Origin of the sequence: Streptomyces sp. CHD11, assembly GCF_018638295.1 — a bacterium.
Lineage (GTDB): Bacteria > Actinomycetota > Actinomycetes > Streptomycetales > Streptomycetaceae > Streptomyces.
Map to the genome: position 1 here is coordinate 17,713 of NZ_JABTTS010000006.1, position 20,525 is coordinate 38,237.

Genomic DNA, 20,525 nt, shown 5'->3' on the forward strand with positions numbered 1-20,525 from the left:
ACCGTCCGTCCTCAGGCACGGCGGCGGACCTGCCAGATCGCTGCGGCTCCGAGGACGGCCACGACGGCGATTCCGGCCAGCAGGCCCACCGACGGACCGGAGTCGTCCGCCTTCGGCTCCTTCTCCGCGGGCGCCGGGTCCTTCTCCGCCGACACCTGTTCCCCGCAGCCCCGCTCCGGGTAGCCCGATATCGCGCACAGCAGGGCGTTGGCGTCATAGCGGAGAGGCTTGGCGACCGCCGCCAGGGCCTCGGCCGTGGTGGCCTTCTCCGGGACCTGGGCGCAGGCCGTGCGGCCCGCCGGCGGTGTCTCGCCGGAGGGGGCGTCGGCGGGGGTGCCGAAGTCGATGACCAGCGCCACGCGCTTCATGCCGTCCCGCGCCGGGGTCTTCGCGCAGATGGTGTCGAAACCGGCGGTGCCCCGGGGCTCGGCCGCGTCGCCGGAGTTCTCGCTGACGGAGAAGCGGAAGCCGTGGACGTCACCGTCGGCGGGGCGGGCGAGGGACGGGCCCTGCGTGGCGTACGTCCATGCCGTGCCGTCCTGCTCCCAGAAGGACCAGTAGCGGTAACCGGCGGCCTGGGCCTGGCCCGCCCCCGCCAGCAGGGGCAGGAGCGCGGCCAGGACCAGTACGGTGGCCCGGCGGATCACGGCTGCCGCTTCTTCGCGCGGCCGCGGAGCAGGAAGCCGAGACCGGTGCCGGCGATCAGGCAGACGCCGACGAGCCACCAGACGCCGGATCCCGGGCCGGAGTCGTCCTTCTTCTCCTCCTCGGACTCGGCCGCGCCGGTGGCCTTCTCGGGGGCCGGGCCCGTCGCCGCCAGCCGCTCGACCAGGTCGGTGCCTCCGAAGGCGCGCGGGTCGGTGCCGGTCGCGTGGGCCGCGAAGATCAGCTGGGCGTAGGCGGCGGGCCCGCTCTGGGCGGCCCAGCCGGTGGCGTTCTTCTCCAGCCAGGCCGCGGCCTTTCCGGCCTGCCCGGTGGAGCCCTGCGCGGCGAGGGCGACGACCGCGTCGGCGGTGTTGCCGTAGTCGGGCTGGTCCTCGGCGCCGGGGAGCGAGGAGACGAGGTGGCCGCTACCGGCGAGGGCGTCCGTGAGGTAGGCGGCGCCGTTGGCGGCGGCCTGCTCGGGGCTGTCCGCCTCCTCACAGGCGGTGCCGGCCGTCGCGGTCTCGCCGGGACCCGCGGCCAGGCCCGCGCCGAGCGAGCCGAGTATGCCCGCCGCCGTCGCGTCCGCGTTGGCGAGCAGCTCGCCCTTCTTGTCCGGCTGGAAGGCGAAGGCGCCCGCGCCGTCGGCCTCGCAGCCGAGCTCCAGTTCCAGCAGGGCGTCGTGGGCGGACTTGCCGTCCTTCGTCACCTCGGCCGGCTTCTCACCGGCGGCGGCCAGGGCGCCGACGACGACCGAGGTGGAGTTGGTGTCGCTCGCGCCGCCCGCGGTGTAGCCCCAGCCGCCGTCCTTGTTCTGTACGGACTTCAGCCAGGCGACGGCCTTGTCCGTCACGGCGTCGTGCCCGCCGAGCGCGGCGAGGGCCTGCACGGCGGCGGCGGTCTGGTTGGTGTCGACCGTCGTGGTGTCGTCGCACGCCTTCGAGGTGTCGGCGCGGTACGGGGCGAAGGAGCCGTCCGCGCACTGCTGGCCGGTCAGCCAGTCGACGGCGGCCTTCGGCGGTTCGGCGCCGGCCGTGTGCTGGGCGAGCAGGGCGAGCGACTGGCGCCAGACGCCGTCGTACTGGGGGTCGCTGTCACCGTAGAGAGCGGTGGGGAGCGCCGGCGGTGACGCGGACGGGGACGAGTCGGCTGCGGCCGGTGCGGCGGCGCCGATCACGGCGACGGCGGCCAGAACCGCTGCGCTGCGGCGGACGTTCATGATCGGCGGGTGCCTCTCCCTGAAGAGGGCCGGGCAGCGCGGGACACCCCGGGCGGCTCGGCTCCGTATACCTCGACGGTGCCCGTGCGCCGGCGGACTGCCGGGCACGTGAGCCGGTCACGATCCGTGCGGGGCAGTCCGGCTCACCGTCCCTGCGGACGGCTCACGGTTGCGGGTCAGCGCCGGAGTTGCACCGGCTTCCCCCCGTACGGGTGTGATGACGACGCCGCCACTCTACCCGCCTGCCGGGGCCGGGCCGGGGCCGGTTGCGGGAGACGGGAGCGGCGGCCGCCCCGGGGGTGACCGAGGTCACGGCGGTGGTGGGACCTGGCTCGCACCCGCACTCCCCGGGGAGGGGGTGTGCGGGCGCGGGCCGGCCCGGCCCGGCAGGGGCGGGTGAGGTCAGGACGGCGTGCGGGAGCCGGCCTGTGGTGCGGGTATGCCGATGCGCGTGCCCGTCCTCCGCCGAGGGCCCGTGATGTGCCCTCGGCGGGGACGTCGTGCTGTGCGGTCGTGCTGTGCGGTCGTGCTGTGCGGTCCTGCGGTGGCGAAACATTCGGACTCGGCTCCGAATTTCTGCGGTGACGATACGGTCGGGAGAGGTGTGGGTCAACCATGTGCGCACGGTGGATGGCGAGCTGACCGGCGGGTGGTCCGGGGTGGGGGAGCCGTCGGTGGCGCTCAAGGGAGAATCTCGAAACTTTCGGCGGGTGTCCGGCCGACTCAGGGGGCATCGCTCGGGGCCGTCAGGTCGACCAGCCGGCACGCCGTCTCGATGTCGGTTCCGACCTGTGCGACGGAGGCGCGCCCCGAGAGCCAGGTGATCAGCGCCGAGTGCCAGGTGTGCTCGATGACGCGGACGGCCGAGAGCTGGTCCGGCGTCGGATCGGTGAGCCCCATGGCGTCCAGGATGATCATCGTGGTCTGCCGGGAGACCTGGTCGACCTCCGCGCTCACACTGCGGTCCGCGAAGGTCAGGGCGCGCACCATCGCGTCGGCCAGCTGCGGCTCGCGCTGGAGTGCGCGGAAGGCCCCCATCAGGGTCTCCGCGACCCGCTCGGCGGCGGTCTCACCGGTCGGCGGCTTCTTCCGCAGCGTTCCGTGCAGGTGCTCCAGCTGGTCCTGCATCGTGGCGACCAGCAGATGGATCTTGGACGGGAAGTAGCGGTACAGCGTCCCCAGCGCCACCTGTGAGGACTCCGCGACCTCACGCATCTGCACCGCGTCGAAACCGCCCCGCCCGGCCAGTTGCGCGCACGCCTGGAGGATGCGGCGCCTGCGCGCCTCCTGGCGCTCGGTGAGGGGGGAGGCGGGGTCGGTGCGCGGGGCGCCGGCTTCCGTCCGCGCCGCCGGATCGGCCCGGTCGGCCCTCTCCGCGGTGGCTGCCCGCACGGCACCGGTCGCACCGGCCGTGCCGGCCTGATCAGCCGCGTGGGCCGCCTTGGTCGCCCTGTTCCTGTTGGCTTCCGCGGGCATGGGTCCCGTCCGTGACAGTCGGTGAGGAGGAATGATCGGACAGCATGGCACGCCGTCCGCCGTGGCGTGAATCACCTGATCCACTGCTCACAGCGTTCCTACCTGCCGGTAGATTCAGATCCTCCGGACGATCAACTCTGAAACTTGTTCTAGATTAGCGTCCCGGCGTAATGTCGCGGGACAGTGCAGGGAGAAGGGGGCCCAGAGTGACCGCTGAGGCCAGTCAGGCCGGGCCCTCGGCGGGCCCCGCATCCGACGGCTTGCGACCGCTCCGGATCGCACTCCTCACCTATAAGGGAAACCCGTTCTGCGGTGGCCAGGGCGTCTACGTGCGCCACCTCTCCCGGGAACTCGCCCGTCTCGGGCACCGCGTCGAGGTCATCGGCGCCCAGCCCTACGCCGTGCTCGACGAGGGCTACGACGGGCTGAGCCTCACCGAGCTGCCCAGCCTCGACCTCTACCGCCAGCCGGACCCCTTCCGCACGCCCGGGCGCGGCGAGTACCGCGACTGGATCGACGCGCTCGAGGTCGGCACGATGTGGACCGGCGGTTTCCCCGAGCCGCTGACGTTCTCCCTGCGCGCCCGCCGGCATCTGCGCGCCCGGCGCGGCGACTTCGACGTCGTCCACGACAACCAGACGCTCGGCTACGGCCTCCTCGGTGACGTCGGCGCCCCCCTGGTGACGACCATCCACCACCCCATCACCGTCGACCGGCGCCTGGAGCTGGCCGCCGCCGAGAACCGGAGGCGGCGGTTCTCCGTGCGCCGCTGGTACGCCTTCACGCGGATGCAGAAGCGGGTGGCGCGCCGGCTGCCGTCCGTGCTGACCGTCTCCGGTACCTCCCGCGGGGAGATCATCGAGGATCTCGGCGTACGGCGGGACCGTATCCACGTCGTCCACATCGGCGCCGACACCGACCTGTTCGCGCCCGATCCGTCGGTGGCGGTCGTGCCGGGGCGGATCGTGACCACCTCCAGCGCGGACGTGCCGCTGAAGGGGCTGGTCTTCCTCGTCGAGGCGCTGGCGAAGGTACGGGCCGAGCAGCCCGACGCCCATCTCGTCGTGGTCGGCAAGCGGCCCGCGGAGGGGCCCGTGGCGCAGGCCATGGAGCGGTACGGCGTCGAGGGCGCCGTCGAGTTCGTCAAGGGCATCTCGGACGCCGAACTCGTCGATCTGGTGCGGTCGGCGCAGGTCGCGTGCGTGCCGTCGCTGTACGAGGGCTTCTCCCTGCCCGCCGCCGAGGCCATGGCCACGGGCACCCCGCTGGTCGCCACGACCGGCGGGGCGATCCCCGAGGTCGCGGGGCGGGACGGGGAGACCTGTCTGGCCGTGCCGCCCGGTGACCCGGGGGCGCTGGCCGCCGCGCTGACCCGGCTGCTCGGGGACCCGGAGCTGCGGGCACGGCTCGGAGCGGCCGGGCGCGAGCGGGTGCTGCGCAACTTCACCTGGGCGCGCGCCGCCGAGGGCACGGTGGCCCGCTACCGCGAGGCGATGGCCCGCGCGGGCCGGGACACACGGGCCGCCGGCCCGGCGGCCCTCCACCCGGCCCCGGATGCCCCGGATGCCCCGGCCGCCCCGGCTGCCGTCCCCGGCGTCCTCGCGGACCCGGGCGCGGTCCGTGACGCCCTCGCCGACGCGGGTGCCGTACCCGTGACCGCAGCCGACACCTCCGACCGCTCCGACCGTGAAAGCAGGGCCACGTGCTGACCGTCGACTTCTCCCGGTTCCCGCTCGCCCCGGGCGACCGTGTCCTGGACCTCGGCTGCGGGGCCGGACGGCACGCCTTCGAGTGCTACCGGCGCGGTGCGCGGGTCGTGGCGCTGGACCGGAACGCCGAAGAGATCCGCGAGGTCGCCAAGTGGTTCGCGGCGATGAAGGAGGCCGGGGAGGCGCCCGCCGGTGCCACCGCGACGGCGATGGAGGGCGACGCCCTCGCCCTGCCGTTCCCCGACGAGTCCTTCGACGTCGTCATCATCTCCGAGGTGATGGAGCACATCCCCGACGACAAGGGCGTACTCGCCGAGATGGTGCGGGTGCTCAGGCCCGGCGGCCGGATCGCCGTCACCGTGCCGCGCTACGGCCCGGAGAAGGTGTGCTGGACGCTGTCCGACGCCTACCACGAGGTCGAGGGCGGTCACATCCGCATCTACCGGGCGGACGAGCTGCTGGCGAAGATCCGTGAGGCGGGCCTGCGGCCGTACGGCAGCCATCACGCGCACGCGCTGCACTCGCCGTACTGGTGGCTGAAGTGCGCGTTCGGCGTGGACAACGACAAGGCGCTGCCGGTGCGGGCCTACCACAAGCTGCTGGTCTGGGACATCATGAAGAAGCCGCTGGCCACCCGGGTCGCCGAGCGGGCGCTGAACCCGGTGATCGGCAAGAGTTTCGTGGCGTACGCGACCAAGCCGCACCTGCCGCGCGCCCACGCGGGAGCCGAGGCGGACGCCACGTGACAACCTCCAGGTCCCCCTGGTCCCCCCGGATCGAACACCTCGTCCTGCCCGGTGTCCTGACGGCGGACCAGGCCGCGGCGACCGTCGCCGGCATCCTCGCCGTGCAGCGGGAGGACGGCGCGATCCCGTGGTTCCGGGGGCACCACCTCGATCCCTGGGACCACGTCGAGGCGGCGATGGCGCTGGACACGGCGGGCGAGCACGAGGCCGCCGAGCGGGCCTACCTGTGGCTGGCCCGGCACCAGTTGGAGGACGGCTCCTGGTACGCGGCCTACGCCGACGGGGACCCGCTCGACATCACCGACCGGGGCCGGGAGACGAACTTCGTCGCCTACATCGCGGTCGGGCTGTGGCACCACTATCTCTCCACCGGTGACGACACGTTCCTCGACCGCGCGTGGCCGACCGTGTGCGCGGCGGTGGAGTTCGTCCTGCGGCTGCAGCAGCCCGGCGGGCAGATCGGCTGGCGGCGCGACGACGACGGCACCCCCACGGCGGACGCGCTGCTCACCGGCTCCTCCTCCGTCCACCACGCGCTGCGCTGCGCGCTGGCCATCGCCGAGCAGCGCGAAGAGCCGCAGCCCGACTGGGAGCTGGCGGCGGGTGCGCTGCGGCACGCCATCCGGCACCACCCGGAGCGGTTCCTGGACAAGGACCGCTACTCGATGGACTGGTACTACCCGGTCCTCGGCGGTGCGCTGACCGGTGCGGAGGCCAAGTCCCGTATCGAGGAGGGCTGGGAGCGGTTCGTCGTACCCGGCCTCGGCGTGCGGTGCGTGGTGCCCAACCCGTGGGTGACGGGCGGTGAGTCGGCCGAACTCGCCCTGGCGCTCTGGGCGATGGGCGAGTCCGACCGTGCGCTGGAGGTGCTCCAGTCGATCCGGCACCTGCGCGATCCGGAGACCGGCCTGTACTGGACGGGGTACGTCTTCGACGACGACGCCATATGGCCGCGCGAGCTGACGTCATGGACGGCGGGCTCACTGCTGCTGGCCGTCGCCGCGCTCGGCGGTCACGAGCCCACCTGCGCGGTCTTCGGCGGCGACCGCCTGCCCAGGGGCCTTGACCCGGACTGCTGCGCGCTCGCCTGAACCGGCGGTCCCGGACGGCGAGTCCGTACCCGGCGACCACCCGCGCCCACTTCTCGTCGACGGTGCTGGTCCGCCGGGGGGTGATGCCCCCGGACGCACCCCCGGGTCACGTGATCCGCGCTGTGGCGCGGGGGGCGTGGTACCGGTCAGTGCCGGCGGAGGCGGCCGGCGATGGCGTGGCCGATGAACAGGTAGACGACGGCCGCGAGTCCGTAGCCGGCGACCACCCGCGCCCACTCCTCGTCGAAGGTGAACAGGTCACGCGACCAGGCGGCGAGCCAGTTGGCCGCGTCATGGACGAACTGGACCAGGTCATTGGCCCGGTTGGCGTCCAGCAGGTACATCAGAATCCACAGTCCGAGGATGACGGCCATGATGTCCGCGATCACCGCGATGACCGTCCCCGCGGAGGTGGAACCAGAGCGATATCGAGGGGACATGCTTTCCGACTGGCCCCGAACGTCCGGTTGAAACCTGGGCGTCGACGCCGGTCGGGGAGACGCGGGGTGACGGCGCGACGCCGGTGCGGCTCAGCGGTGGGTCAGCAGCAGCCGCCACGCCTGCGGACCGCGCTGCCGGTACTCCGCCGCGAGGAGACCGGGGTGCCGGTCCTCGATCCGCCTTCAGCAGCGGCAGCGACGACAACGGCCCCCCGCCCGGGAGGACGGGGGGCCGTGACGAGGAGGGGCCCAGGGATCAGCCGCGCTGGATGCCCGAGGTGTCCTGGAGGACGCCGCGACGGCCGTCCTGCGTCTGCGCGACGAGCGCCTGACCGCGCTGCTCGACCGCCAGGTACCAGGTACCGGGGGCCAGTTCGGCGATCGGCGTGGGCGAGCCGTCCTCCGGGAACAGCGGCCTGGGCACCGGCACGGCGAACCAGAACGGCGAGAAGTCCCCGGCGGGCGCCGGAGCGGCGGCGGGCTGGGCCGGCTGCGGCTGGCCCGGGAAGGGCTGCTGCCCCGGCTGACCGGGCTGGCCCGGCTGCGGCTGACCGCCGAAGGAGGCCGGCTGCTGGCCGCCCGCGCCCGGGTAGCCGTAACCACCGGGCGGCTGACCGCCGTAGGGCTGCGGGGCGGAGGGGCCGGCGGCCGGGAGGAGGGACCCCTTGAGAGCGGGGACCAGGGGAGTGGCGACGGCCGCGGCGGCCATGATCAGCGTGGCGATGAGGGCGAGGATCAGACCGGTGCCGGCATCGGGGCCGTCACCCCCGCCGCCGAAGTTGTCGGCGCCGCCGGCCACGTCGAAGATGTTGCCGAGCGCGCTCCACGCGGCGAACACCGTGAAGGCCACACCGAACTGGGCGAGGTCGAGCCCCGCGACCTTCGGAGTCTGGGGCAGGCCACGGGAGACGACGACGAGCGCCGCGCCGATGATTCCCGCCAGCACGACGCCGAGCAGCACCGGCCCGCTCGACCACAGGCTGGGAAGGTCGAGGCTGTCGGGCGCGCCGTCGACGGAGTAGAGGTCGAGGAAGGACGCGATGAACAGCAATACCGCTGCACCGATCACCACGCCGTCGCCTCGAGTGAGGGAGCGGATATTCACTTCAGGTCCTTCGTAGGTCGTCTCGTCGTCGGAAGAGGCGTCGCTGTCACCATGTCGCCCGAAGGGATCCGGTGGGAAGCGCGGGGGTGGCCCCTCATCGTGCGGACGACACTATCGTCCGTACGATCAGGCTGTCCGCCTGGATCACTGCGGTGTGCCAGGCCCGCGCAGGAAACTCACGATTCCGTCGGAAATCCCTTGCGCCGCTTTCTGCCGCCAGGCACCGCTGGTCAGCAGTGCCGCGTCCTTGCTATCGCGCATGTTGCCGCACTCGATGAACACCTTGGGAACCGTTGACAGATTGAGACCGCCCAGGTCCTTACGCGTGACGAGTCCGCTGCCCGCGCCCGCGTAGTTGGAGGGCGCGCTGCCGGTGACGCGGACGAAGCTGCCCGCGATGCGCTCACCGAGGTCGCGCGAAGGGCCGACGATGGCGCGGGTGTCGGCGGCGCCCGCGTTCACGGCGCCGGGGAGGATCACATGGAAGCCGCGGTTCCCGGTGCCGGAGCCGTCCGCGTGGATCGAGACGACGGCGTCCGCCTTCGCCTCGTTGCCGATCCGGGCGCGCTCGTCCACACACGGTCCGAACGGCCGGTCGGCGTCCTGGGTCAACTCCACGGTGGCGCCCTGCTCCTCGAGGAGCGTACGCATCCGGTGGGCGACGTCGAGGGTGAACTTCGCTTCGGCGTAACCGTCGTTGGTGGTGGTGCCGGTGGTGTCGCACGCCTTGCTGTTGGTCCCGATGTCCACCTGGCGGTTGATCTCGGTGGTGTGCTGGAAGTTGGTCGGGTTGTGCCCCGGGTCGATGACGACGACCTTGCCCTCGAGCGGCCCGGAGGCGGCGGGGGCGGAGGCCGAGGGGGACCGCGTGGTCGCGGAGGCGCTGGGCTTGGTGTCGCCGCCACCGGGCGGCGGCGTCCGGGACGAGGCGGTCTCGGAGGCGGTCCCGGAAGCGGAGGCACTCGGTGAGGTCCCGCCGTCACCGGGGCCGCCCACGGCCGCGTACACCGCCCAGCCGAGCAGCCCGCCGGAGACGAGCGCGGCGAGTGCCACGGTCAGTGGACGACGCCGGGACCGCCGGGGCTGGGAAGGTTCGAAACCGGGACCTGTGTACGACACGCAGCCACCCTAACGGTGTCAGCGGCCTGCCCCGGTACGGCGCAGTACGCGCAGGGAGCCGGTGGCCGACACCTCGGTGAACGCGCCGGACGCGAGCGCCCGGAGGTAGACGCGGTAGGGGGCCTGGCCGGTGAACTCGTCGGCCGGGTCGGGGAAGACGTCGTGGATGACGAGGAGACCGCCCTCGGCGACGTGCGGCGCCCAGCCCTCGTAGTCCGCGGTGGCGTGTGCGTCGGTGTGGCCGCCGTCGATGAAGACCAGGCCGAGCGGGGACGCCCACAGGGCCGCGATCTGCGGCGAGCGGCCGACCAGGGCGACCACGTGGTCCTCCAGGCCCGCCCGGTGCAGGGTGCGGCGGAAGGCGGGGAGCGTGTCCATCAGACCCAGTTCGGGGTCGACGGTCTCCGGGTCGTGGTAGTCCCAGCCGGGCTGCTGCTCCTCACTGCCGCGGTGGTGGTCCACGGTGAGCGCGGTGACACCGGCCGCGCGGGCCGCGTCGGCGAGCAGGATCGTGGAGCGGCCGCAGTAGGTGCCCACCTCCAGCAGTGGCAGGCCCAGCCGCCCCGCGCCGGCCGCCGCCGCGTACAGGGCCAGGCCCTCGTCCACCGGCATGAAACCCTTCGCCGCCTCGAACGCGGCCAGGATCGCGGGCTCGGGTGCGACTGACATGAGGCGTGCCTCTCCCGAGGTCGTACGTGCGTCCACGGGGCCATGCTGCCGTACCGCCGGCCGGCGGAGTGAGCAGGGGTACCGGGTACCGGGTGCCGGGCGCGAGTGGTGCCCGCCCCCACCTCGCCGGGCCTCCCGGAGCCCGAGCCGGCGGCCGGGTCGGGGCAGGAAGCCGACAGGGCGCCGTCCGTGGGGCCGGTCGCGCCCGGCGAGCGGTCACGGCGGCCCTCCGGGACGCCCCGCACGCGGTCGCCCGCGCTCCGGTCTGCCGGCGGCGACGGTTCCGCCCGTCCCCTGAGTGGGGGCGGGCGGACCGCTGACACCGGAAGCGCCCGGTCCGATGGACCGAGGCCGCATGGGCCGAAATGCCGATGCAGGGGACACGGACCGGCTGAGAGCATGGCACTCATGCTCGAAACCACCGACACCACCCGCATGCCCGGACGCACCTCACCCCCCATGTGGCTGGTGGTGGCGCTGGCCTGCGCCGGACAGTTCCTCGTCGTGCTCGACATCTCGGTGGTGAACGTCGCGCTGCCGTCGATGCGTACGGCGCTGGCGCTGGACGAGCAGGGGCTCCAGTGGGTGGTCAACGCGTATTCCATCGCCTTCGCCGGCTTCATGCTGCTCGGCGGACGCGCCGGCGACCTCTACGGGCGCAAGCGCATGTTCCTCGTCGGCCTCGGCCTGTTCACGCTGGCCTCGCTGGCGGGCGGGCTGGCCCAGGAGGGCTGGCAACTGCTGCTGGCGCGGGCGGTGCAGGGGCTGGGGGCGGCCGTGCTGGCGCCCTCCACCCTGACCATCGTCACCTCCGCCGTACCGGAGGGCGCGGCCCGTGCCCGCGCCATCGCGACCTGGACGGCCGTCGGGGCGGGCGGTGGCGCGGCCGGCGGGTTCGTCGGCGGGCTGCTGGTGGACGCGCTGTCGTGGCGGTGGGTGCTGCTGATCAACGTGCCGGTCGGCGCGGTCGTCCTGGCCGGGGCCGCCCTGTGGCTGGCCGAGAGCCGGGCCGGGGACGGGCGGCGGCTCGACCTGCCGGGCGCGGTGCTGGTGACGGCCGGCCTCGCCACCCTGGCGTACGGGATCTCGCGAACCGAGGCGGAGGGCTGGATGGCGGGGGCCGCCCTGGTGCCGCTGTGCGCGGGGCTCGCCCTGATCGCGCTCTTTCTCCTCGTCGAGGCGCGGACCAGGGCTCCGCTGATGCCGCTCGGGCTGCTGCGGGTGCGGTCGGTGGCGTCGGCGAACGTGGGGATGTTCCTGAGCGGCTCCGCGATGTTCTGCATGTGGTTCTTCATGACCCTGTACGCCCAGAACGTGCTCGGCTACACCCCGCTGGAGGCGGGCCTCGCCCTGGTGCCGAGCTCGCTCGCCGTGATCCTCGGCTCCAAACTCGCGCCCCGGCTGATGCGCACGGCGGGACCGCGCGCGGTGGCGGTGCTCGGCACACTGATCGCGGTGGCCGGGTTCGGCTGGCAGTCGACGATGACCGCCGACGGGGCGTATCCGACCGCGATCATGATCCCCGGCATCCTGATGATGCTGGGCGCCGGCCTCGCCGGGACCCCGCTCGCCGCGGTGGCCACGTCCGGCGCGGCACCGGGGGAGGCCGGCCTGGTCTCCGGCCTGGTCAACACCTCCCGCACGATGGGCGGCTCCCTGGGCCTCGCCGTGATGGCGACCATCGCGGCGACCCGCACGGCGGGAGTCCGGACCCCGGAGGCGCTGACGGCGGGATACGCGCTGGTCTTCGGTACGGGGGCGGTCGTGCTGGCGGTCGGCGCCGCCCTGATGTGGATATGGCTGCCGAGACGGCCGGCGGCGGTGCGGTAGGCCCGGCCGGCCGGCGGGCGGCGGGCGGGGGTGCGCCGAGCCGGTCCGCTCTGTGGGGCCGCGGGTTCGTGATGACCGGTGCCGGTGCCGGTGTCGTGACGTCGGGCCCGGTGCCTTCGTCGGTCGGCGGCTCGGGTCCGTGACACCACCTCGTCCGGGCCAGGACGGAACCATGCGGGCGGACGGTGACGGAAGCACCACGTCACGGCGCCGGCCGGCTGCGCCGGGCAGAACCGGTGAACGGCGGACGGCCCCGCCCGTCGGTGTGCGACGGGCGGGGCCGATCCGGACGGACAGGGACAGACGGGCGGATGACCACCCGTGCCCGGCGAACCGTCAGGCAGCCGACTCCGCGTGCTCGTTCTCCGGTGCCGGCCTGCGGTGACGGCCGCGCGGGGACACGTCGGGCTCCTGCGTGGAGACCGGTCCCCGATGCCTGCCGTGCCCGGCAGTGCTCTGGCCGTCCTCGGTGGACTGCGCCTGGTGTGTCATGACGTCGCTCATCAGAAGGAATTCACCCCGTAAACACGATCTTTCCTACAGCCGGGCGAGTCTAACCGGCACACCGCGCACCGGATCCAGGCGGCCACGCCGACCGCCACTACTTCGTTACAAGCCGTCCCAGAGGCGCCTGTTGCAGGGGCACGGGGCGGGGTGCGGACAGGGATTCGCAGACTCCGTACGCCACCGGGGCGTCGGCGGACGGCAGTTCACCGGAGACCATCTCCGACCCTGTTCGCTCCGCGGGCAGTTCACCCGGCGGGGCTCCCCGGACGTCCGACGGCGGGCGGACCTCCAGCCCTTCCCGCCGCGGCTCCTGCCCCGGCACCCGCAGGACCGCCACACCGCACGGCACCGACCGGGTGGCATACGGCAGCCGCAGAACCCCGTCCGCCGTCCACAGCCCGGCCCCGGCCAGCCACCCCGCCGGGGCCGGCACATGGCGCACGGTCCGCTCGGCGGGCCGCCACACCCCGACCCAGCTGCGCGCCCCGCCGTCGATCCGCAGCGCCACCGCGCACCCCTCCGGGGCCAGCATCTGCCCCGGCTGGATCGCGAACGGCGTCACCGTGCAGTCCGGCAGCCGCAGACACTCCGGGAAGCGCACCGGCAGCGTGCTGCCCAGCACCCCCCAGCCGAGCCGGTCACGCCCCGGTGAGGCCGCGTCCGAGCGGATCAGCAGCAGACCGCTGTCCGGGTCGGCGAGCAGCACCCGGTCGTCGCTCCCGTCGGTGATCTGCAACAGCGGGGACATCTCGCCGCCGCGCCCCAGGTCGACCACGACCGCCTTGGTGCGCCCGCCGCTCTCCCGGTCCAGGGCGAGCATCCGTCCCTCCCGGTCCAGCCACACGCCGCCCGAGCAGCGGCCGGAGACCTCCGCGACCCGCTCCGGCCCGTGTGCTCCGCCCGCGACCAGCCACACCGTGGTCGACTCCCGGCCCACGGCGAGGGCGTACGCCCGCTCCCCGCCCGGCGCGGGCGGCAGCAGCCGCACCGGCGTGACCTCCTCGGGGGATCCGACCGTCCCGAGCGGCAGCTCCCCGGTGCCCGCGCCGGCCGGGTACAGCAGGGAGAAGGCGTGCCGTCCGTCCACCAGCCGGTGGATGAGGACCCGCCCGTCCCCGAGCGGCTGCACCTCCGTACCGGGCTCCTCGGGCTGGTTGCCGGGCAGGGGCACCGCGTACGGCTCGGGGCCGCCCAGGGTCCAGCGCTCCGGGAAGAAGGACTCGCCGGCGAGGGCGAGGCGTGCGGCGTAGCCCCCGTCCGCGGTGATGGCGCAGCCCGCCCGCCCGGCTCCGTTCTCGTGTCCCGTCGCAGGTTCGATGGCACAGACCGTCATCGTTCGGTCACCTCCGGTGACTAACGGTAGTTATCGCCCCTCCGGCGAGGGACCGCCGGACCCCCGCTTCACACATAAGGGTGCTCCAGGAACGATTCGCCTGAGGACGAGGAGGCGTTGTGCTCCACGAGCCGGCACGGGGAGCGCCGTCCGCTCCCGGCCAGAGCGGCGCCGGTTCGGGCGCGCAGGCCGGCCAGGTAGCCTTGGCGGCGTGCCCCGTCTGTCAGAAGTCATCGCCGCGCTGGAGAACCTGTGGCCCGCCGAGCGGGCCGAGTCCTGGGACGCGGTCGGCACCGTCGTGGGCGAGCCCGACCAGCGGGTGGGGCGGGTGCTGTTCGCCGTCGACCCGGTCCAGGAGACCGTCGACGAGGCGGTGGCACTGGGCGCCGATCTGCTCGTCACCCACCACCCGCTCTACCTGCGCGGCACGACCACGGTCGCGGCCTCCACCTTCAAGGGCCGCGTGGTGCACACCCTCATCAGGAACGACATCGCGCTGCACGTCGCCCACACCAACGCCGACACCGCCGACCCGGGTGTCTCCGACGCCCTCGCCGGCGCCCTGGGCCTCAGGGTGGTGCGGCCCCTCGTGCCGGACCCGTCCGATCCGGACGGCCGCCGGGGCCTGGGACGCGTCTGCGAACCGGACCACCCGCTGACCGTCCGCGAACTCGCCGTTCGCGCCGCCGAACGGCTCCCCGCCACCGCGCAGGGCATCCGCGCCGCCGGCGACCCCGACGCGCTCGTCCGCACGGTCGCCGTCAGCGGCGGATCCGGCGACAGTCTCTTCGACCACGTCCGGGCCGCCGGCGTGGACGCCTTCCTCACCGCGGACCTGCGCCACCACCCGGCCTCGGAGGCCATGGAGACGGCGGCCCGCGGCCACCGACCCCTCGCGCTGCTCGACGCGGCGCACTGGGCCACCGAGTGGCCCTGGTGCGAACTGGCCGCGGCGCAGCTCGACGAGATCTCCGACCGCCACGGGTGGGACCTCAGGGTCCATGTCTCGAAGGCGGTCACCGACCCCTGGACCGCCCACGCGGCGTCGTCCGCCGCCCGCCCGTCGCCCGCCACCGCCCTTCCGGGGAGCGCCGCGCGCGTCCCTTCCGATTCCGACACCTCTGGAGCCCCCAACTGAACGCCGAGCCCGCCGACCAGATCCGACTCCTCGACGTCCAGGACCTCGACGTCCGTCTCCAGCAGCTCGCCCACAAGCGCAGGTCGCTTCCCGAGCACGACGAGATCGAGTCGCTGAACCGGGACCTCGCGCAGCTGCGCGACCTGCTCGTCGCCGCGCAGACCGAGGAGAGCGACTGCGCCCGCGAGCAGACCAAGGCCGAGCAGGACGTCGACCAGGTGCGCCAGCGTGCCGTCCGCGACCAGAAGCGCCTCGACTCGGGGGCCGTCTCCTCGCCCAAGGACCTGGAGAACCTCCAGCGCGAGATCGCCTCCCTCGCCAAGCGGCAGGGCGACCTCGAGGACGTCGTCCTGGAGGTCATGGAGCGCCGGGAGTCCGCACAGGAGCGGGTCGCCGAACTGACCGAGCGGGTCGGCTCCGTACAGGGGAGGATCGACGACGCCACCGTGCGGCGCGACACGGCCGTGGAGGGGATCGACGGAGAGGTGGCCTCCGTGACGAAGGAGCGCGAGGTCATCTCGGGCTCCGTGCCCCCGGCGCTGCTGAGCCTGTACGACAAGCTGCGCGCGCAGCAGGGCGGTGTCGGCGCTGCCAAGCTGTACGCCCGCAGCTGCCAGGGCTGCCGCCAGGAGCTCGCCATCACCGAGCTGAACGAGATCCGCTCCGCCGCCCCCGACACGGTGGTGCGCTGCGAGAACTGCCGTCGCATCCTGGTGCGTACGTCCGAGTCGGGGCTGTAGGGGTTCCTGACCGTGCGGGAGTTCATCGTCGAGGCGGACGGCGGGTCGCGGGGCAACCCGGGGCCCGCGGGTTACGGGGCCGTGGTGAGCGACGCGGCGACGGGGGAGACCCTGGCGGAGGCGGCCGAGTACATCGGTGTCGCCACCAACAACGTCGCCGAGTACCGGGGCCTGCTGGCCGGCCTGAACGCCGCCCGCGCACTGGACCCCGGGGCACGGGTCCACGTCCGGATGGACTCCAAGCTCGTCGTCGAGCAGATGACGGGCCGCTGGAAGATCAAGCACCCCGCGATGAGGCCGCTGGCGGCGGAGGCGGCACGCGTCCTCCCGCCGGAGCGGGTGACGTACGAGTGGATCCCCCGCGAGCGGAACAAGCACGCCGACCGCCTGGCGAACGAGGCGATGGACGCGGGCAAGCGGGGCGAGACCTGGTCACCGGCGACCTCCCTCGCCGACCTGTCCGCACCGCCCGCCGACCCCGTGCCGTCGGCCTCGCCGGACCGCCCCGGCCCGCCCGCCGACGCGTCGGCGGGCGCCGCCCGCGTCCGCGCGGCCCTGGCCCCGGCGTCCCGGAACCCCTCCGCGGAGGCCGATCTGCGGGCCGCGCGGGCCGTCGCCGCCCCCGCCGCCGGGTGGGCGCCCGCCGACATGGGAGCGCCGGCCACCTTCGTGCTGCTGCGGCACGGGGAGACGCCGCTGACCCCGCAGAAGCGCTTCTCGGGCAGCGGCGGCAGCGACCCCTCCCTTTCCGGCACCGGGCGGGGGCAGGCCGAGAGGGTCGCCGAGGCGCTCGCCCGGCGTGGCACCGTCCAGGCCGTCGTCGCCTCACCGCTCGCCCGCACCCGCGAGACCGCCGGTATCGTCGCCGCCCGCCTCGGGCTCGACGTGAGCGTGGAGGACGGACTGCGCGAGACCGACTTCGGCGCCTGGGAGGGACTCACCTTCGGCGAGGTCCGCGAGCGTCACCCCGACGACCTGAACGCCTGGCTCTCCTCTCCGGACGCCGAGCCCACCGGCGGCGGCGAGAGCTTCGCGGCCACCGCGGCCCGGGTCTCCGCGGCCCGCGACCGGCTGGTTGCCGCGTACGCCGGCCGCACCGTCCTGCTCGTCACCCACGTGACACCGATCAAGACGCTCGTACGGCTGGCCCTGGGCGCCCCGCCCGAGGCGCTGTTCCGGATGGAACTGTCCGCCGCCTCACTCTCCGCCGTGGCGTACTACGCCGACGGCAACGCCAGCGTCCGCCTGTTCAACGACACCTCGCACCTGCGCTAGGCCCTCAGCTCCGACGCCTGCCGCGCCAGCGCCTCGATCCGTGCCCAGTCGCGCGCGGCCACCGCCTCCGCCGGAAGCATCCAGCTCCCGCCCACGCAGCCCACGTTGGGCAGGGCGAGATAGTCCGGCGCGGAGTCGGGACCGATGCCTCCGGTCGGACAGAACCGGGCCTGCGGAAGCGGCCCGGCGAGCGACTTCAGATACGCCGTCCCGCCCGCCGCCCGCGCCGGGAAGAACTTCATCTCCCGCACCCCCCGCTCAAGCAGCGCCACCACCTCGGAGGTGGTCGACACCCCCGGCAGGAACGGCACCCCGGACGCCCGCATCGCCTCCAGCAGCACGTCCGTCCACCCCGGGCTGACCAGGAACCGCGCCCCGGCCGACACCGCCTCGCCCGCCTGCCCCGGCGTGATGACGGTCCCGGCGCCCACCACGGCCTCCGGCACCGCGCCGGCGATCGCCCGGATCGCGTCGAGCGCGGCGGGTGTCCGCAGGGTCACCTCGATCGCGGGCAGCCCCCCGGCCACCAGCGCACGCGCCAGCGGTACGGCGTCGGCGGCGTCATCGATGACGACGACGGGCAGGACGGGCGCGAGATCCAGCACGGAGGGAGAAGAGGACGAGGGAGAGGGAGAGAAGGGCAGGGGTGAGCTCATGCCGTCATCCTGCCGCCCCGCCGCACCCTGTGCAAAGGATGTTGCGCAGGGTGCAACGCGTGGATGTACTGGATTCGGCGCCCTCAGTGCACCTCGTCCACCAGCACATCCAGCGCCCAGGCCGCCCCCGCCCTGGCCGGCGCCGCCACCTCCACCTCGTATCCGAGGTCCCGCAGCGCCTCCACCAGTCCGGCGGGGTCCTTCGGACCCGCCCCGGCCGTCAGCAGGCTCCGTACGATCCGCCCCTTGGTCGCCTTGTTGAAGTGGCTGACCACCTTCCGGGTCGGCGCGTGCAGCACGCGCACCGTCGCCGTCCGCCCGGCCACCTCGCCCTTCGGCCGCCAGGCCGCCGCGTACGCCGCCGACCGCAGGTCGAGGACCAGCCCGTCACCCGCCGCCTCGGGCAGCACCTCCGCCATCGGAGCGCGCCAGTGCCCGCTCAGCGCCCCGAGCGCGGGCAGCTTCACGCCCATCGAGCAGCGGTAGGAGGGGATCCGGTCGGTGACCCGGACGGCACCCCACAACCCGGAGAAGACCAGCAGCGACTTCGCCGCGCGCCGCTTCGCCGGCGCGTCCAGGGACGCCAGGTCCAGGGCGTCGTACAGCACGCCGGTGTAGATCTCCCCGGCGGGCCGGGCCCCGGCGGTGCGCAGTCCGGCGTTCTTCGCGACCTCGCCCCGCAGCCCCTCGCTCAGCCCGAGCACCTCGCGCGCCTTGTCCTCGTCACCCGCGCACAGGTCCACCAGCTCGGTGAGCACCGCCTCCCGCGCGGTGGCCAGACCGGGCAGCGACAGGGATTCCGGCTTCAGCGGGGCGCCGCGGCCGGAAGCGGCCTTGCCTTCGGACGGCGGCAGCAGGACAAGCACACGTACTCCTTCGGTCGAACCCGTCCGTCAGGGTACGTCCTGTGGCAGTTTCCCCAGCTCGGCGCCGTACAGCGGGGCCGGGTCGAAGCCCATGCCCGTGAAGTGGCCCCGCCGGCTCCAGCGAGAGGGCGCCGTGCGGACGGGACCGGGCCAGAAGGTCGGCGCGCGGCGCAGGGCGGCGCGGAAGGCGTCGGCGAGGCCGCGGCAGGCGTCCCGGATCAGTGCGGTGATCAGTTCGTCGCGACCGGAGCAGTCCCGGTGGAGCGGGACCGCTCAGGGCTCCGGTACCGCTCGCGGGGCGTCCGCCCGCCCCTCCTCGCCCGCCACGGGCGGTGCCCCTTCCGCCGCTGCCCGAGCTGTCCGGTCGGAGGACATCACGGGGGGAGAGGGGACCACAGCCGGGCGGGCCGTCAAGGCCCGTACGAGCCCGTCGGCGTCGTCCGCGTGCACACGCACCACGGAGACCTCGCGGCGGCCGCCGAGGAGGGTGACATGGGTGACCGGCCCGGTGAGCTCGACCGTGACGTTCGTCTGCGAGCCGACGGCCAGATCGAGCACGCCGTCCGCGGCCTCGTGCGTCATCCGCAGCTCACGCCGGGACGGAGCCGATCCGCTCCCGCGGTATCCGCAGATCCACGTGCACGGCCCGCCGGATCCGCACCCCGCCGGCTCGATCACACTGTTCAGCGACCCGGAAGGGGACGACTACCGGGAGAACTGCACCCGCCCCCTCGGTAAGCCGCTGACCCTCCCCGCCCCCTTCGCCTTCGACCTGGACACCGCCGACTTCCTCTGATCCTCACCGGACCGGCCCCGACGAGGCCACCGCGCCGGAGCCCCGCTTGCGCCCGGTACCATGGTCCACACGGCAGACGAGCCGGGCGGGCGGCCGCGTGGAGTCCCTCACGGGACTTCCCGAGGAACGTCCGGGCTCCACAGGGCAGGGTGATGGCTAACGGCCACCCGGGGTGACCCGCGGGACAGTGCCACAGAAAACAGACCGCCGGAGACCTCGGTCCCCGGTAAGGGTGAAACGGTGGTGTAAGAGACCACCAGCGCCTGAGGCGACTCAGGCGGCTAGGTAAACCCCACCCGGAGCAAGGTCAAAAGGAGCCGCTGTAAAAGGCGCTCTGCGCGGACGATCGAGGGCTGCCCGCCCGAGTCCGCGGGTAGACCGCACGAGGCCGGCGGCAACGCCGGCCCTAGATGGATGGCCGTCGCCCGGGGCTCCGCGAGGAACCCCGGGAACAGAACCCGGCGTACAGCCCGACTCGTCTGCCGCTTCCTGCGGCTTTGCCTTGGAAAGGGCCTGTGACCTGCGTCGGAGGCTCTTTTCGATCTTTCGAGGGCTGGCCGTGTCAGGGGCGAAACATCCCTCGGAAGTCCGTCGGACAGCGCTGGAATCCCTGAGGAATCCTGGCGTGCGGAGCTGTCCGGACAGCGCGGCGCGGACACCCAGCCGAGTCCGATCACGTCCCGCGCGGTCTTCTGCGGCCACGGTCGGCCCGAGGAAGCGACCTCGGGCACGGAAGGCTTACGGCGCACGGCTCCTGGGCATGTCCCCGGAGTCCGGCCGCGGTGGGTGCAGAGGCCCACGGGGATCGTCCGACGGTCAGGGGGCAGCATGGGTCCACGGACACCTTCGACGTCGCCGCGTAGGGTGCCGCGGCGGTCCCTGCGGACGGTCCCGCACCGGCCCTCTGACGACCCGGGGCGCGGGAGGCGCCGCTGGGCCCGGGGCCACGGGTCTCGTGACAGGACGTACGGCTGCGGCAGCCTGCCGTTCGGCTCCGGCGACCGGACGCCCGCACTGCACAGCCCCAGGCACGAACCTCCCTCCTCCGCTTGTGGAGTTGACGGCGCCGCGCACGGACTGCCGGAGCCGGTGGACGGACATGGCGGTAGCCGCGTGTCGGGGCCTGGCGGGGGCCGCGGGCGGGCTCGGCCGGGTGGCCCGTGCCACG

At 73.9% G+C, this 20,525-nt stretch carries 18 protein-coding genes, 1 other RNA gene, 3 pseudogenes and 1 riboswitch; of the genes and pseudogenes, 9 read left to right on the plus strand and 13 right to left on the minus strand.

The window, feature by feature from the left end:
* Positions 1–11 precede the first annotated feature (11 nt).
* From HTV45_RS07825 to HTV45_RS07835, 3 genes are all read right to left on the minus strand, one after another.
* Positions 12–647, minus strand: coding sequence for an SCO2322 family protein (locus HTV45_RS07825; RefSeq protein ID WP_215204910.1), 636 nt, complete (start codon positions 645–647; stop codon positions 12–14).
* A complete protein-coding gene (locus HTV45_RS07830) occupies positions 644–1,861 on the minus strand; it encodes a prenyltransferase/squalene oxidase repeat-containing protein (protein WP_215204911.1) in 1,218 nt (405 codons plus the stop codon). The genes HTV45_RS07825 and HTV45_RS07830 overlap by 4 nt, the downstream gene beginning before the upstream one ends.
* 131 nt (positions 1,862–1,992) lie before the next feature.
* Positions 1,993–2,065: riboswitch (cobalamin riboswitch) on the minus strand.
* A 519-nt stretch (positions 2,066–2,584) separates the two neighbouring features.
* Positions 2,585–3,337, minus strand: a complete 753-nt coding sequence (locus tag HTV45_RS07835) for a TetR family transcriptional regulator (protein WP_215204912.1) — start codon at positions 3,335–3,337, stop codon at positions 2,585–2,587.
* Positions 3,338–3,543: 206 nt separating this feature from the next.
* Here HTV45_RS07835 and HTV45_RS07840 point away from each other — a divergent pair, with 206 nt between their 5' ends.
* Genes HTV45_RS07840 through HTV45_RS07850 form a run of 3 tightly spaced genes read left to right on the plus strand, consistent with a single transcriptional unit; the run spans position 3,544 to position 6,883 of the window.
* On the plus strand, positions 3,544–5,046 hold the full coding sequence (locus HTV45_RS07840; RefSeq protein WP_215204913.1) for a glycosyltransferase family 4 protein: 1,503 nt from the start codon (positions 3,544–3,546) through the stop codon (positions 5,044–5,046).
* Positions 5,040–5,792 (plus strand): class I SAM-dependent methyltransferase, encoded by a 753-nt coding sequence (locus tag HTV45_RS07845; protein WP_215204914.1) that lies wholly within the window; start codon positions 5,040–5,042, stop codon positions 5,790–5,792. The genes HTV45_RS07840 and HTV45_RS07845 overlap by 7 nt, the downstream gene beginning before the upstream one ends.
* Complete coding sequence (locus tag HTV45_RS07850; RefSeq protein ID WP_215204915.1) at positions 5,789–6,883, plus strand: prenyltransferase; 1,095 nt, start codon at positions 5,789–5,791, stop codon at positions 6,881–6,883. The genes HTV45_RS07845 and HTV45_RS07850 overlap by 4 nt, the downstream gene beginning before the upstream one ends.
* Before the next feature lie 146 nt (positions 6,884–7,029).
* On the opposite strand, the gene HTV45_RS07855 is transcribed toward HTV45_RS07850, so the two are convergent.
* From HTV45_RS07855 to HTV45_RS07870, 4 genes are all read right to left on the minus strand, one after another.
* Positions 7,030–7,323, minus strand: coding sequence for a hypothetical protein (locus tag HTV45_RS07855; RefSeq protein ID WP_215204916.1), 294 nt, complete (start codon positions 7,321–7,323; stop codon positions 7,030–7,032).
* 256 nt (positions 7,324–7,579) lie between these two features.
* Positions 7,580–8,428, minus strand: coding sequence for a DUF5336 domain-containing protein (locus tag HTV45_RS07860; RefSeq protein ID WP_215204917.1), 849 nt, complete (start codon positions 8,426–8,428; stop codon positions 7,580–7,582).
* Between the two features lie 144 nt (positions 8,429–8,572).
* Positions 8,573–9,547, minus strand: a complete 975-nt coding sequence (locus tag HTV45_RS07865; RefSeq protein WP_215204918.1) for an N-acetylmuramoyl-L-alanine amidase — start codon at positions 9,545–9,547, stop codon at positions 8,573–8,575.
* A gap of 18 nt (positions 9,548–9,565) precedes the next feature.
* Positions 9,566–10,216, minus strand: coding sequence for a class I SAM-dependent methyltransferase (locus HTV45_RS07870; RefSeq protein WP_215204919.1), 651 nt, complete (start codon positions 10,214–10,216; stop codon positions 9,566–9,568).
* Positions 10,217–10,615: 399 nt separating this feature from the next.
* Here HTV45_RS07870 and HTV45_RS07875 point away from each other — a divergent pair, with 399 nt between their 5' ends.
* Positions 10,616–12,046: a DHA2 family efflux MFS transporter permease subunit gene (locus HTV45_RS07875; RefSeq protein ID WP_215204920.1), complete on the plus strand. Its 1,431-nt coding sequence runs from the start codon at positions 10,616–10,618 to the stop codon at positions 12,044–12,046.
* Between the two features lie 336 nt (positions 12,047–12,382).
* Here HTV45_RS07875 and HTV45_RS07880 read toward each other — a convergent pair whose 3' ends face one another.
* Complete coding sequence (locus tag HTV45_RS07880) at positions 12,383–12,550, minus strand: hypothetical protein (protein WP_215204921.1); 168 nt, start codon at positions 12,548–12,550, stop codon at positions 12,383–12,385.
* Positions 12,551–12,647: 97 nt separating this feature from the next.
* The gene (locus tag HTV45_RS07885) at positions 12,648–13,886 is read right to left on the minus strand and encodes a hypothetical protein (protein WP_215204922.1); all 1,239 of its coding nucleotides are present in this window, start codon (positions 13,884–13,886) and stop codon (positions 12,648–12,650) included.
* A gap of 211 nt (positions 13,887–14,097) precedes the next feature.
* Between HTV45_RS07885 and HTV45_RS07890 the strand changes: the two genes are divergently transcribed.
* The 3 genes from HTV45_RS07890 to HTV45_RS07900 are packed head-to-tail and all read left to right on the plus strand — an operon-like array spanning position 14,098 to position 17,039.
* Positions 14,098–15,024 carry a Nif3-like dinuclear metal center hexameric protein gene (locus HTV45_RS07890; protein ID WP_215204923.1) on the plus strand — a complete coding sequence of 309 codons (927 nt, stop codon included), beginning with the start codon at positions 14,098–14,100 and terminating at the stop codon, positions 15,022–15,024.
* Entirely contained in the window at positions 15,021–15,764 is a 744-nt protein-coding gene (locus tag HTV45_RS07895) for a zinc ribbon domain-containing protein (protein ID WP_215205092.1), read from the plus strand. The genes HTV45_RS07890 and HTV45_RS07895 overlap by 4 nt, the downstream gene beginning before the upstream one ends.
* A 12-nt stretch (positions 15,765–15,776) precedes the next feature.
* Positions 15,777–17,039 carry a bifunctional RNase H/acid phosphatase gene (locus tag HTV45_RS07900; RefSeq protein WP_215204924.1) on the plus strand — a complete coding sequence of 421 codons (1,263 nt, stop codon included), beginning with the start codon at positions 15,777–15,779 and terminating at the stop codon, positions 17,037–17,039.
* On the opposite strand, the gene HTV45_RS07905 is transcribed toward HTV45_RS07900, so the two are convergent.
* The 4 genes and pseudogenes from HTV45_RS07905 to HTV45_RS07915 form a co-directional block, all read right to left on the minus strand.
* Complete coding sequence (locus HTV45_RS07905; protein ID WP_215204925.1) at positions 17,036–17,695, minus strand: bifunctional 4-hydroxy-2-oxoglutarate aldolase/2-dehydro-3-deoxy-phosphogluconate aldolase; 660 nt, start codon at positions 17,693–17,695, stop codon at positions 17,036–17,038. The two genes, HTV45_RS07900 and HTV45_RS07905, sit on opposite strands and share 4 nt — an antisense overlap.
* A gap of 83 nt (positions 17,696–17,778) precedes the next feature.
* Complete coding sequence (yaaA, locus tag HTV45_RS07910; protein WP_215204926.1) at positions 17,779–18,561, minus strand: peroxide stress protein YaaA; 783 nt, start codon at positions 18,559–18,561, stop codon at positions 17,779–17,781.
* Between the two features lie 27 nt (positions 18,562–18,588).
* Positions 18,589–18,825, minus strand: a pseudogene (locus HTV45_RS35005) (hypothetical protein); the annotation flags it as partial.
* Positions 18,826–18,972: 147 nt separating this feature from the next.
* Positions 18,973–19,231: pseudogene (locus HTV45_RS07915) on the minus strand (hypothetical protein); the annotation flags it as partial.
* Between HTV45_RS07915 and HTV45_RS07920 the strand changes: the two are divergent.
* Both HTV45_RS07920 and rnpB read left to right on the plus strand, forming a co-directional pair.
* Positions 19,232–19,357: pseudogene (locus tag HTV45_RS07920) on the plus strand (Uma2 family endonuclease); the annotation flags it as partial.
* 77 nt (positions 19,358–19,434) lie between these two features.
* An RNA gene (gene rnpB / locus HTV45_RS07925) (RNase P RNA component class A) lies at positions 19,435–19,839 on the plus strand.
* Positions 19,840–20,525: the final 686 nt, after the last annotated feature.

Excerpts from the sequence above, each read along its gene's own strand:
- HTV45_RS07830 (WP_215204911.1), bottom strand. The coding sequence starts at position 1,861 with ATGAACGTCCGCCGCAGCGCAGCGGTTCTGGCCGCCGTCGCCGTGATC.
- HTV45_RS07835 (WP_215204912.1), bottom strand. The coding sequence starts at position 3,337 with ATGCCCGCGGAAGCCAACAGGAACAGGGCGACCAAGGCGGCCCACGCG.
- HTV45_RS07855 (WP_215204916.1), bottom strand. The coding sequence starts at position 7,323 with ATGTCCCCTCGATATCGCTCTGGTTCCACCTCCGCGGGGACGGTCATC.
- HTV45_RS07870 (WP_215204919.1), bottom strand. The coding sequence starts at position 10,216 with ATGTCAGTCGCACCCGAGCCCGCGATCCTGGCCGCGTTCGAGGCGGCG.
- HTV45_RS07875 (WP_215204920.1), top strand. The coding sequence starts at position 10,616 with ATGGCACTCATGCTCGAAACCACCGACACCACCCGCATGCCCGGACGC.
- HTV45_RS07880 (WP_215204921.1), bottom strand. The coding sequence starts at position 12,550 with ATGAGCGACGTCATGACACACCAGGCGCAGTCCACCGAGGACGGCCAG.
- HTV45_RS07885 (WP_215204922.1), bottom strand. The coding sequence starts at position 13,886 with ATGACGGTCTGTGCCATCGAACCTGCGACGGGACACGAGAACGGAGCC.
- HTV45_RS07905 (WP_215204925.1), bottom strand. The coding sequence starts at position 17,695 with ATGAGCTCACCCCTGCCCTTCTCTCCCTCTCCCTCGTCCTCTTCTCCC.